The following is a 12,459-nucleotide window of genomic DNA, read 5'->3' as shown; positions in this document are numbered from 1 at the left end:
AATAGGGCAAGCGCATCCGGGCCGTCGCGGAGCTGACACCGTGTTCGTCGCCATCCCCTCGCGCGAGCGCACCCGACTGCGGTGGGCGACGCCGTTGTTGTTCGCTTTGCTGTGGATCTGCTTCATCGTGTCGGCCGTCGTGTTGCCCGATCCGGAGCAGCGCCGGCTGATGGTGGAATGGGGCGCGCTGTCCGGCGGTTTGTCGACGCCGGAAGCGTGGTGGCAGGCGATCCGCGACGGCAGCGCGCTGCGCCTGTTCAGCGCGCTGTTCCTGCACGCGGACTGGGCGCACCTGCTCGGCAATCTGGTGTTCTTGCTGATCTTCGGCCTGCCCGCCGAACGCGCGATGGGGCCGTGGCGCCTGCTGGCGCTGTTCCTGTTCGGCGGCGCGGTCGCCAACCTCGCCGCGGTGATCGCCATCGCCACGCCGGACCGGCTCATCATCGGCGCCAGCGGCGCGGTGTCGGCGCTGATCGGCGCGTATCTGGCGCTGTTCCCCAGCGCCAAGCTCGGCGTGGTGGTGCCGCTGGGCCTGTTCCTGCAATTCGTCAAAGTGCCCGCGCCGCTGTTGATCGGCGTGTGGGCGCTGCTGCAAGTGGTGTTCACCTTCATCGGCCCGGCGTTCGGCGCGGTGGCGTGGTCGGCGCATCTGGCCGGCTTCGCCTTCGGCGGCGCGTTCGCGCTGATCGCCCGCGCCGGCATCGCCCGGCGGCTGCGGCGCAAGCGCGGGTATTGAGGCGGGAGCAAGGGAATGGAGAAAGAAGGGAATCAGGGGAATGGCGGGATCGCGCTTGGGGCGGACTTGCGTCCCTCTTGAGTTGGCCGCGCGGCAACCCCACGCTGATTGAGAGGCGGCGCATCGCGCTTTACCGATCGCCCCCCCTTCCCCAATCCCTTGATTCCCTTCATTCCCCTGCCTCTCCCATGGCCACGCTCTACAAAGTCACCTTCCTCAACGCCGGCAAGATCTACGAGCTCTACGCGCGCAAGATCGGCGCGGGCACGCTGTGGGGCTTCACCGAAGTCAGCGAGCTGGTGTTCGACGTGCACGACGGCTTGGTGGTGGATCCCACCGAGGAGCGGCTGCGCGACGAGTTCGGCAACACCCGCGTGTTGCATCTGCCGATGCAGAGCATCGTGCGCATCGAGGAAGTCGAGCGCAAAGGCCAGTCGGCGATCCGCGACGCGGCCTCGGGCGAGCGCGTGGTGACGCCGTTTCCGCTGCCCGCCAAGCCGCCGCGCTGATCGGCGCGACGTAGTCAGACGCGCATCGGCGACGACGTCGCCGCCGATGAAACCCGCGAAAACGAAAACGCCCGGCGCGAGCCGGGCGTTTTCGTTGACGCCGAAGCGAAACCTTAGCGTTTGACCTCGGAGGTTTCGGCCTTCGCCGCCTGCGCCGGCGCCTTGGCCGGCGTCGGCTTCTTCAACTCCGCCAGCGCCGAGGCGATCGGGCCGTCGCCGTCGAGCACTTCGCCGGCGTTGCTGCCCGGCGCGCCTTCCTCGTCGCCGTGCAGATGGCCCGGCAGCGCCGCTTCGGTGTAGCTCGGGCGCTCGGTCTTGTCGCTCTTGGGCGCGCGCAAGGTCACGTCGGGCACGATGCCCAGCGCCTGGATCGATTTGCCGCTGGGCGTGTAGTAGCGCGCGGTGGTGAGCTTGACCGAATCGCCGTTGTCCAGCGGCAGCACGGTCTGCACCGAGCCCTTGCCGAAGGTGCGGCTGCCGACCACGCGGCCGCGGCCGTTGTCGCGCAGCGCGCCGGCCAGCACTTCCGAGGCGCTGGCCGAACCCGCGTCGACCAGCACCGCCAGCGGCGCGCCGTCGAGCAGATCGCCCGGCGTTGCGCTGAATTCGGCGTCGCTGATCGCGATGCGGCCGCGGGTGCTGACGATCTTGCCGCGTTCGAGCAGATCGTCGGCGATCTGCACGGCCGAGGTCAGCAGGCCGCCGGGATTGCTGCGCAAATCCAGCACCAAACCGCGCAGCTTGCCGCCGGCCTGTTGCTTGAGCTTGCGCAACTGGGTTTCGAAGTCGGCGGCGGTGTCGGCCTGGAACGCGCTGACCCGCAGGTAGCCGTAGCCCGGTTCGAGCATGCGGCTCTTGACGCTGGCGACGCGGATCGTCTCGCGCGCGACGGTGACGTCGAAGGACTTGTCGCGGCCTTCGCGCACGATGGTCAGCACCACCTTGGTCCCCGGCGCGCCGCGCAGCGGGCCGGAGTTGTCGCCTTCGTCGACCTTGAACGGCTTGCCGTCGATCGCGGTGATCAGATCGCCGGCCTTGATCCCGGCGCGCGCGGCCGGCGTGTCGTCGATCGGCGAAATCACCTTCAAGGTGCCGTCGGGCTGGCGCTGCAGTTCCACGCCGATGCCGTCGTAGTTGCCGCGCGATTGTTCGTCGAAGCTCTCGGCGTCGGCCTTGTCGAAATACACGCTGTGCGGATCGAGATCGAACAGCAGGCCGCGGATCGCCGAATGCATGAGCTTGGCGTCGTCGACCGGTTCGACGTAGGCCTGCTTGACCGCGTTGTAGACCGCGACGTAGCGGCGGATCTCGTCGATCGGCACCTTGGAATCGGCGCTGTCGTCCTTGCCGGCCTTCTTGCCCTTGGCCGGCGCTTGCGCGGGCGGCGTGGCTTGGTCGTCGCCGTCGTCCTGATCGTCGGCGGCGGGCGATGCCGCGGGCGGCGCGGCCTGCGCGGGCGGCGCCGGCTGCTGGGCCAGGGCCGGCGCGACGGCCAGCGCCAGGGCGAGCGGAAGCAGACTACGCAGGGGGTGACGCAGGGACATGCATGGCGCTCCGAAGCGGATGGCGGTTGGACCGCGCGCGGCGGCCCAAGGTTCTCGCGATATCTGCGCACGTTAAGCGGGGCGCTTGCAAGCTTTCGTTAAACCCTCGCGCGGCCCGTCCGCGCTTGCGCGACCGCGGTCGCGCAAGCGCTCAGCGCCGCAGCCAGACGCCCGGATTGACCGGCTGGCCGCCGCGGCGCAACTCGAAATACAGCGCCGGCCGGCCGTGGCCGCCGGAGCTGCCGACCGTGGCCACCGCGTCGCCCTTCTTGACCGTGGCGCCGGCGTCCTTGAGCAGGGCGTCGTTGTTGGCGTACAGGCTCATGTAGCCGTTGCCGTGATCGATGATGAGCAACAGGCCGTAACCGGTCATCCATTCCGAATACACCACGGTGCCGTCGCCGACCGCCTTCACCGTCGCGCCGGCCGGCGCGCCGATCAGCAGGCCTTCGCTGCTGCGCCCGTCGGGCATGGTGCCGCCGAAGCCGGCCAGCAACGCGCCCGACACCGGCCAACCCAGGCCGCCGACTTGCGGCGCGGGTGCGCTGGCGACCTGCACCGGCGGCTTGCGCGGCGGCGCGGGTTTGCCCTTGGCCGCCGCAGCGGCGGCTTCGCGGGCCTCGCGCGCTTCGCGTTCGGCCTTCGCCTTGGCGGCGGCGCGGCGTTGCGCTTCGGCGCGCGCGGCGGCGGCGCGCAGCTTGGCCAGCAACTGCTCCAACCCCTTGGCGTCGCGGCCGAGCTCGCGTTCGCGGGTGCTGCGGTCTTCGTATTTTTCGTTGATCTGGGCGACCAGGCTGGCGCGTTCCTTGCGGTCCTTCTCCAACTGGCCCAGCTGCGCGCGCTGCTGCTTGCGGGTGCTGTCGAGGCTGGCGCGGCGTTCGACGATCTCGCGTTCGAGCGCGTCGAGTTCGCGCAGCTGCGCGGTCAGCGCCTCGATCCGGCGCGCGCGGTCGCGCTGCAGATAACCGTGGTACGTGAGAATGCGGCCGCTGTCGGCGACGCGGTCTTGCGACAACAGCGCCTTGAGCGGCGCGTCGTTGCCTTGCGCGTAGGCCGCGCGCAGCAGTCGTTCGAGTTCCTGCCGGCGCGAGCCCAGGGTTTGCTTGAGCGCGTCGCGCTTGTCCTGGGTCTGCTTGAGCGCGGCGTGTTCGCGCGCCAGCCGCGTCTCGGTGTCGCGCAAGGTGCGGTTGGAGCGGCCGACCTGTTCGTCGGCCGCGCGCAACTGCTGGGTGGCGTCGCCGCGCTGGCCTTCGAGCTTGCGCCGCTCCGCCGCGACCGACTTGAGCTCGGTCTTGACCTTTTCCAGCTTGCGTTCGGTCTCGCGGCTGGTGCTCTGCGCCGCGGCGCGCGCCTGCGGCAAGGCCGGCGGCAGGGCCGCCAACAACACCAGCAACCACGCGCACGCGGTCCGCATCAGCCCTCCAACAGACTGCGGCCGGTCATCTCGTCTGGCTTGGCCACGCCGAGGAGATCCAGGATGGTCGGCGCGATGTCGCGCAAGGCGCCGCCCGAACGCAACCCGGCCTTGCGCGGACCGAGGTACACCAGCGGCACCGGGCCGACCGTATGCGCGGTGTGCGGCTGGCCGGTGGCGGCGTCGCGCATCATCTCCAGGTTGCCGTGGTCGGCGGTGATCAGCAGCGCGCCGTGCACGTCCTGCACCGCGGCGGCGATCGCGCCGATGGCCTTGTCCACCGCCTGCGCGGCGAGAATCGCCGCCTGCAGATCGCCGGTGTGGCCGACCATGTCGGGGTTGGCGATGTTGCAGATCGCCACGTCCACCGACTGCGCGCGGATCGCCTCGACCAGCTTGGCGGTCACTTCCGGGCAGCTCATTTCCGGCTGCAAATCGTAGGTGGCGACCTTCGGGCTCGGCACCAGGATGCGGCTTTCGCCGGCATAGGGCTCTTCGCGGCCGCCGCTGAAGAAGAAGGTGACGTGGGCGTACTTCTCGGTCTCGGCGATGCGCAGCTGGGTCAGGCCTTGCGCGGCCAGCAGCTCGCCGAGCGTGTTGCGCAGCTCGTCCGCCGCGAACGCCACCGGCGCCGGCAGCTTGGCGTCGTATTCGGTCAGGCAGACGAAGCGCGACAGCTTCGGCTTGCGCGCCTCGTAGCCGTCGAAGTTCGGATCGACGAAGGCAGCGGTGAGCTGGCGCGCGCGGTCGGCGCGGAAGTTCATGAACACCACCGCATCGCCGTCGGCCATCGGCCGCGCGTCGCCGATCACCGTCGGCGCGACGAACTCGTCGGTCTCGCCGCGCGCGTAGGCCGCGTCGAGCCCGGCCAACGCGGTCGCGGCATGGTGTTCGCTCTTGGCTTCGACGATCGCGTCCCAGGCGCGCAGCTGGCGGTCCCAGCGCTTGTCGCGGTCCATCGCGTAATAGCGGCCGCCGATGCTGGCGATGCGCGCGTTGCCGGCGTTATCGCACGCCTGCTGCAAGCGCTCCAGGCTCGGCGCGGCCGACTTGGGCGGCATGTCGCGGCCGTCGAGGAAGGCGTGCACGGCGACCTTCGCCACGCCTTCGCGGCGGGCCAGTTCGATCATCGCGAAGATGTGCTGCTCGTGGCTGTGCACGCCGCCGGGCGAGAGCAGGCCCATCAGATGCAGGGTGGCGCCGGCGGCCTGGGCCGCGGCGCAGGCGGCGCGCAGTTCTTCGTTGGCGAAGAAGCTGCCGTCCTCGATCGCCGCGTCCACCCGGGTCAGGTCCTGATAGACGATGCGGCCGGCGCCGAGATTCATGTGGCCGACTTCGGAATTGCCCATCTGCCCGTCCGGCAGGCCGACGTGGCGGCCCTCGGTGTGGATCAGGGTGTGCGCCTGGCTGGCGAGCAGGGCGCGCCAGTTCGGCAGGTCGGCCTGGGCCAGGGCGTTGTCGGCCGGGTCGTCGCGGTGGCCCCAGCCGTCGAGGATCAGCAGCACTACGGGCTTGGGGCGGGAAGTCGCAGACACGTGGGGGATTCCTATGACGAAGGGCGGGTATGACTAAGGACCGGGGCCGCGGCGCGCGGTTTCGGCGATTGTAGCGAAGCGGGCGATGAAGCCCCGGGGAACGGCGCCGCGAATGCGGCGTCCGTCGCCCCGCCGCCCCGACCCGGCGGCGCCGGAAGATTTTTTCGCCGCGGCGTAAACCGTCGCCGCGTCCGCCGCATCACAAGACTTGCCTACCCGAACAACGGAACCCCGCCATGACCCGCACCCGCCTCTCCCTCTGCCTGTCGGTCTTCATCGCCCTGTCCTCCAGCGCGGCTTTCGCCGGCGACGACGTCAGCAAGGTCAACGGCAGCATCACCGTCGAGGACGGCCAGACCCGCGGCGACCTCGACACCGTCAACGGCAGCATCCGCATCGGCGACAACGCCGCGGTCGACGAAGCCAAGACGGTCAACGGCAGCATCAACGTCGGCAGCGGTTCGCGCGCCAAGCGCTTGGAAACCGTCAACGGCAGCATCCGCGCCGGCACCAAGCTCACCGCCAGCGGCGGCCTGGAAACGGTCAACGGCGGCATCTTCGTCGATCGCGGCGGCCGCCTCGGCGGCGACGTCAGCACCGTCAACGGCTCCATCGGCCTGGTCGCCACCGAACTCAACGGCGGCATCGACACGGTCAACGGCGACGTCACCGTCGGCATCGACTCGCACGTCACCGGCGGCATCAAGTACACCAAGCCGACCGGCAACTTCACCTTCCAAAAGCGCGATCCGATCGTGATCGTCGGCCCGAACGCGCGCGTCGACGGCCCGCTGGTGTTCGAACGCTCGGTCAAGCTGTACGTGCATTCCAGCGCCAAGACCGGCGCGATCCGCGGCGCCACCGCGATCGCCTTCACCGGCGCGACCCCGCCGGCGCAGTAACGCGTCCCTCCGCCCCCGCCTGGGCGCCCCTTCTCCTGGCCGTGAAGGGCGCCCCGCGCGGGGGCTTCGCCGCGGCGCCGCCTGGCGAAGCGGCCGGATCGGAAAAGTCCGGCCGCGCGATTCAGGACCGGACCAGCCCCTAGAATGGACCTCCCCCACGCCCCCGGCCGCCGGCCGCCCTTGGAGGTTCCAGATCTTGTCCCCTAAACATTCGCTCACTCCGCTGTTCGCCGCGACCTCGCTGGTCGTCGCGACCCTGGCGCTGAGCGCCTGCAATAAACCGTCCGCCGACAGCGCGGCGCCGGCGCAACCGCCCGCCGACCCGGCCGCCGCGCCGGTCGCCGGCGACCACGCCTTCGACCCGGCGATCAACGCCGCCGACTTCGCCCAGCACGTCAAAGTCCTGGCCTCCGACGAGTTCGAGGGCCGCGCCCCCGGCAGCGCCGGCGAGGACAAGACGGTTCAGTACCTGGAAGCGCAGTTCAAGCGCATGGGCCTGAAGCCGGGCAACGGCGACAGCTATTTCCAGACCGTGCCGATGGTGGAAACCAGCGCCGACGAAAACACGGTGCTCAAGCTCGACGTCAAGGGACAGGCGCGCGAGCTGAAGTTCGGCACCGACATGGTCGTGGGCACCCGCACCGGCCAGCCGGAAGTGAAGATCGACGCCAGCGATCTGGTCTTCGTCGGCTACGGCGTCAACGCGCCGGAGCAGCAGTGGAACGACTACGCCGGCGTCGACGTCAAGGGCAAGACCGTGGTGATGTTCGTCAACGACCCGGGCTTCCACGGCCAGGACGCGACCTTGTTCGAAGGCAAGCGGATGACCTACTACGGCCGCTGGACCTATAAGTTCGAGGAAGCCGCGCGCCAGGGCGCCAAGGCCGCGCTGATCGTGCACGACGACGCCGGCGCGTCCTACGGTTGGGACGTGGTCAAGAATTCGTGGTCCGGCGCGCAGTTCGATCTGCCGGCCAAGGACGATCCGGAACCGCGCCTGCCGGTGCAGGGTTGGATCACCGCCGACACCGCGCGCAAGCTGTTCGCCGATCTCGGCCAGAACCTCGATCAGCTGTATCAGGCCGCCGGCAAGCGCGGCTTCAAGGCGATTCCGCTGCAGGCCAAGGCCTCGGTGGATCTGAAGAGCAAGATCAGCGAGAAGTCCTCGCGCAACGTGATCGCGCGCCTGGACGGCGCCAAGCGTCCCGACGAAGCCATTGTCTACATGGCGCACTGGGACCACCTCGGCCACCACAGCGAGGAAGGCGGCCACGAAGGCCACGCCGCGGCGCCGAAGGGCGAAGGCCACGACACGATCTACAACGGCGCGGTCGACAACGCCTCCGGCGTGGCCGGCATCCTGGAAATCGCCGAGGCCTTCAGCAAGCAGACGCCGCCGCCGGACCGCTCGCTGCTGTTCCTGGCGGTGACGCTGGAAGAATCCGGCCTGCTCGGTTCCAAGTACTACGTCGCCCATCCGACCGTGCCGCTCGACAAGACCGTCGCCGTCATCAACCTCGACGCCATGCCGATCATCGGCAAGGCCCGCGACATGACCGTGGTCGGCTACGGCAGCTCGGAACTGGAAGACTTGCTCAAGACCGTCGCCGACGGACAGGGCCGCGTGCTGCACGCCGAGGCCACGCCGCAGGACGGCTTCTACTTCCGCTCCGATCACTTCAACTTCGCCAAGGCCGGCGTGCCGGCGCTGTACGCCAAGGGCGGCGACGACCTGCTCGAGGGCGGCGTGGAAGCCGGGCAGAAGGCGCAGGTCGACTACCGCGACCGCCGTTACCACAAGCCGGCCGACGAGTTCGATCCGAACTGGAAGCTCGACGGCGTGGTGCAGGATCTCGATGCGCTGTACGGCGTCGGCAAGACCCTGGCCGGCAACGAGCAATGGCCGAACTGGTACGAAGGCAACGCCTTCCGCGCCGCGCACGACAAGCTGATGGCGCCGGCCAAGAAGTAAGCGGCCCGGCCGCGACGCGCGGACGGCGCGGGCCTCCGGTCCGGCCGCCCGCGCCCGCAAAGCGATCCGACGACGGCGCCCCTGGGCGCCGTCGTTTTTTCCGCTAGGCTGGACGCGCCGCGGTGGAGCGGCACGGCCGCAAGGAAGGCCCATGTCGATGACGATCGCGTACTGGTGTCTGCTCGCCGCGGCGCTGCTGCCGTACCTGTGGACCGCCGTCGCCAAGGCCAACGGCCAGCGCTACGACAACCGCGACCCGCGCGGCTGGCAAGCGCGCCAGGACAATCCGCGCTCCAAGGCGGCGCACGCCGCCCACCTCAACGCCTTCGAAGCCTTCCCGACCTTCGCCGCCGGCGTGCTCGGCGCGCAGATGGCCGGCGTCGACACCGCTTGGATCGTTTGCCTCGCCATCGCCTTCGTCGTCTTCCGCGTGCTGCACGGCGCGTTCTACATCGGCGGCCAGCCCGCGCTGCGCAGCGCGGCGTGGGCCGGCGGATTCTTCTGCGCGATCGCGCTGTTGGTGTTGGCCGCGTTGGCGGCGATCTGAGCAGGCGATGGACATCGGCGGCATGAGCGCGCGCGAATCGAACACAGTGGAACCAACGGCCCACGGCCGATGGCGACGGCCGACCTGCGTCCGCCGCCTCGCGCGCTAGCCGTCGCCAGCCGCGCTCCATCGCCCGTTCCTTTCGCCGCGCCCCGCCTTTCGAGCCCGTCCATGACCGTCCCGCCCTCGTCCGATCACGAAGAGTTCGCCCGTTCCATCCGCGACACCGGCTTCCGTTTCGTCGCCGGCGCCGACATGCGCGGGCATTTACTGCAGCACGGCTCGCTCGACGACTGGGACGCGTTCGCCGCGAGCTGGAACGATCTCGCGCCCGACGTTTATCTGGCCCAGGTCGGCCGCCATCGCCGCCGCCGCCACGCCGTGTACCGCGCCGGACGCGAAGGCGCGATCGAGCTCCAGCCGCATCAGCCGCATTATCAAGCGCTCGCTTACAACGCCTTGCAAGGCGACATCGAGCGCTGGTTCGAGCCGGTGCGCGAAGACGTCGCCGACGGCGCCAGCCTGCGCACCGTGTTGAGCTTCTGCCGCGATTTCTTCTCCACGCTGGCGCCGCAGACTTCGGCCTGGCACGTCGAACTGCATCAGTTCCGCATCGAAGCCGGCCCCGACCACGAAGGCCAGCCCACGCCCGAAGGCGTGCACCGCGACGGCGTCGACTACGTGCTGGTGCTGCTCATCGACCGCCACAATATCGTGCGCGGCACCACCACCATCCACGACCGCGACGGCACCCAACTCGGCAGCTTCACCCTCACCGCTCCGCTCGATGCGGCCTTGGTCGACGACGCCCGCGTGTTTCACGGCGTGACCGCGGTGACGCCGCAGGATCCCTCGCGCGAGGCGCATCGGGATGTGTTGGTGGTGACGTTCAGGGCCAAGGGCTGAAAAACGGCTCCAGCGCGGCCGTACGGGAGCGCTCCGCGGTCAAATTCAGCCGGTGCTGCTTTCGTTTATCGCCGTGCCAGTCGGTGCATTGGCGATCAAGCCTTTCGCCGTCGTGAGGATTAACAGCGGCGGCCGCATGCACGACGACTGTCGATCGATGCCTCGCGTCAGCAATGCGCCTTCAGGGGCTGCGGTTACGGGTAACCGATGACGGATATTCCGCAGCTTCTCGTGCAGGATCGGCGTAAGCCACGACGGTCGCGAGTAACGATGACCGACCGCGGGTATCGCGGAACGATCGATAGCGGCAGGTGGCATCCCGCGCTGGGTGCATTCCAACGCGTTCGGATTCGGCTCGCGGGAGCTCGGCGGCCTGATCGGCGCCGGAGCGGGGATATTCCCGCGCCTGGCCGCGGTGGAGGCGGCGGTGTTCAAGCGATCCGGCCGGTGATTATCGGCGGCGGGCGTGGGATTCACTAATTTTCGCGCAAAAGAAGAAGGCCGGATCCTTTCGGATCCGGCCTTCTGGGTAAAGCCCCTGGCGATGACCTACTCTTGCATGGCTTAAGCCACACTACCATCGGCGCATGTGCGTTTCACTTCCGAGTTCGGGATGGGATCGGGTGGTTCCACACAGCTATTATCACCAGGGAGAGGGTGGAGGGTCGCGGGCTCCAGATGGAGTCGCGCACACGCTCTCGTGGGTTGCTTTCAACGCGATGGACTGCGCTGTCGGCGAATAGATTGGAATGTAGCGAGTCAGTGTTGGGTTGGAGTGTCGACGCGTCGTCGAGTCCAAGGCCACTTGAGGTTATATGGTCAAGCCACACGGATCATTAGTACAGGTTAGCTCAATGCATTGCTGCACTTACACACCCTGCCTATCAACCACCTAGTCTTGATGGTTCCTTTAGGGGAGTCAAGCTCCCGGGAGATCTCATCTTGAGGCGCGCTTCCCGCTTAGATGCTTTCAGCGGTTATCGCTTCCGAACATAGCTACCCGGCAGTGCCACTGGCGTGACAACCGGAACACCAGAGGTTCGTCCACTCCGGTCCTCTCGTACTAGGAGCAGCCCCTCTCAAATCTCCAACGCCCACGACAGATAGGGACCGAACTGTCTCACGACGTTCTGAACCCAGCTCGCGTACCACTTTAAATGGCGAACAGCCATACCCTTGGGACCGACTACAGCCCCAGGATGTGATGAGCCGACATCGAGGTGCCAAACACCGCCGTCGATATGAACTCTTGGGCGGTATCAGCCTGTTATCCCCGGAGTACCTTTTATCCGTTGAGCGATGGCCCTTCCATACAGAACCACCGGATCACTAAGACCTACTTTCGTACCTGCTTGATCCGTCGATCTTGCAGTCAAGCACGCTTATGCCTTTGCACACAGTGCGCGATGTCCGACCGCGCTGAGCGTACCTTCGTGCTCCTCCGTTACACTTTGGGAGGAGACCGCCCCAGTCAAACTACCCACCATACATGGTCCCCGACCCGGATAACGGGCCCAGGTTAGAACGTCAAGCACGACAGGGTGGTATTTCAAGGATGGCTCCACTGCAGCTAGCGCCACAGTTTCATAGCCTCCCACCTATCCTACACAGACGAACTCAACGTTCAATGTAAAGCTATAGTAAAGGTTCACGGGGTCTTTCCGTCTTGCCGCGGGAACGCTGCATCTTCACAGCGATTTCAATTTCACTGAGTCTCGGGTGGAGACAGCGCCGCTGTCGTTACGCCATTCGTGCAGGTCGGAACTTACCCGACAAGGAATTTCGCTACCTTAGGACCGTTATAGTTACGGCCGCCGTTTACTGGGGCTTCGATCAAGAGCTTCGCCTTGCGGCTGACCCCATCAATTAACCTTCCAGCACCGGGCAGGCGTCACACCCTATACGTCCACTTTCGTGTTTGCAGAGTGCTGTGTTTTTGATAAACAGTCGCAGCGGCCTGGTCACTGCGGCCCCCCTCAGCTTTTAACTATGGAGGGCGCACCTTCTCCCGAAGTTACGGTGCTATTTTGCCTAGTTCCTTCACCCGAGTTCTCTCAAGCGCCTGAGAATTCTCATCCTGCCCACCTGTGTCGGTTTACGGTACGGTCTGCGTAAGCTGAAGCTTAGGAGCTTTTCCTGGAAGCGTGATATCAGCAGCCTAGCCCTAATGGGCCGGTCCTTAGTCTCAACGTTGCCCCCCCGGATTTGCCTAAGGGGACCGCCTCAACTCTCTCACCAGGACAACCAACGCCTGGCCTGCCTAACCTTCTCCGTCCCTCCATCGCACTTACGCGAGGTGCAGGAATATTAACCTGCTTCCCATCGACTACGCATTTCTGCCTCGCCTTAGGGGCCGACTCACCCTGCGTCGATTAACGTTGCGCAAGGAAACCT

The 12,459-nt window shown here is 67.4% G+C and carries 9 protein-coding genes and 2 rRNA genes (1 of these 11 running past the window's edge); 6 read left to right on the top strand and 5 right to left on the bottom strand.

What is annotated here, in order from left to right; all coding sequences use genetic code 11:
* Window positions 1-40 precede the first annotated feature (40 nt).
* A complete protein-coding gene (locus J5226_RS06270) occupies window positions 41-736 on the top strand; it encodes a rhomboid family intramembrane serine protease (protein ID WP_215838982.1) in 696 nt (231 codons plus the stop codon).
* Window positions 737-924: 188 nt separating this feature from the next.
* On the top strand, window positions 925-1,245 hold the full coding sequence (locus J5226_RS06265; RefSeq protein ID WP_215838981.1) for a DUF1820 family protein: 321 nt from the start codon (window positions 925-927) through the stop codon (window positions 1,243-1,245).
* A gap of 113 nt (window positions 1,246-1,358) precedes the next feature.
* Here J5226_RS06265 and J5226_RS06260 read toward each other — a convergent pair whose 3' ends face one another.
* The 3 genes from J5226_RS06260 to gpmI form a co-directional block, all read right to left on the bottom strand.
* On the bottom strand, window positions 1,359-2,789 hold the full coding sequence (locus J5226_RS06260) for a S41 family peptidase (protein ID WP_215838980.1): 1,431 nt from the start codon (window positions 2,787-2,789) through the stop codon (window positions 1,359-1,361).
* A 151-nt stretch (window positions 2,790-2,940) separates the two neighbouring features.
* Window positions 2,941-4,203 carry a peptidoglycan DD-metalloendopeptidase family protein gene (locus J5226_RS06255; protein WP_215838979.1) on the bottom strand — a complete coding sequence of 421 codons (1,263 nt, stop codon included), beginning with the start codon at window positions 4,201-4,203 and terminating at the stop codon, window positions 2,941-2,943.
* Window positions 4,203-5,738 (bottom strand): 2,3-bisphosphoglycerate-independent phosphoglycerate mutase, encoded by a 1,536-nt coding sequence (gene gpmI, locus J5226_RS06250; protein WP_215838978.1) that lies wholly within the window; start codon window positions 5,736-5,738, stop codon window positions 4,203-4,205. The genes J5226_RS06255 and gpmI overlap by 1 nt, the downstream gene beginning before the upstream one ends.
* Window positions 5,739-5,974: 236 nt before the next feature.
* On the opposite strand from gpmI, the gene J5226_RS06245 reads away from it, so the two are divergent.
* The 4 genes from J5226_RS06245 (at window position 5,975) to J5226_RS06230 (ending at window position 10,065) form a co-directional block, all read left to right on the top strand.
* The gene (locus tag J5226_RS06245; RefSeq protein WP_215838977.1) at window positions 5,975-6,640 is read left to right on the top strand and encodes a hypothetical protein; all 666 of its coding nucleotides are present in this window, start codon (window positions 5,975-5,977) and stop codon (window positions 6,638-6,640) included.
* 256 nt (window positions 6,641-6,896) lie between these two features.
* A complete protein-coding gene (locus tag J5226_RS06240) occupies window positions 6,897-8,612 on the top strand; it encodes a M28 family metallopeptidase (RefSeq protein WP_255323089.1) in 1,716 nt (571 codons plus the stop codon).
* 151 nt (window positions 8,613-8,763) lie between these two features.
* Window positions 8,764-9,159 (top strand): MAPEG family protein, encoded by a 396-nt coding sequence (locus tag J5226_RS06235; RefSeq protein ID WP_215838976.1) that lies wholly within the window; start codon window positions 8,764-8,766, stop codon window positions 9,157-9,159.
* A gap of 171 nt (window positions 9,160-9,330) precedes the next feature.
* Window positions 9,331-10,065, top strand: coding sequence for a 2OG-Fe dioxygenase family protein (locus J5226_RS06230; RefSeq protein WP_215838975.1), 735 nt, complete (start codon window positions 9,331-9,333; stop codon window positions 10,063-10,065).
* A gap of 536 nt (window positions 10,066-10,601) precedes the next feature.
* Here the strand turns inward: J5226_RS06230 and rrf are convergent.
* Together rrf and J5226_RS06220 are read right to left on the bottom strand one after the other, a co-directional pair.
* Window positions 10,602-10,716 (bottom strand): 5S ribosomal RNA (gene rrf / locus J5226_RS06225).
* Window positions 10,717-10,880: 164 nt separating this feature from the next.
* Window positions 10,881-12,459 (bottom strand): 23S ribosomal RNA (locus tag J5226_RS06220) (it continues 1,286 nt past the right edge of the window).

Source organism: Lysobacter sp. K5869 (assembly GCF_018847975.1).
In the GTDB taxonomy this organism is placed as follows: Bacteria; Pseudomonadota; Gammaproteobacteria; order Xanthomonadales; family Xanthomonadaceae; genus Lysobacter.
This window is presented reverse-complemented; position numbering and strand designations above follow the sequence as displayed.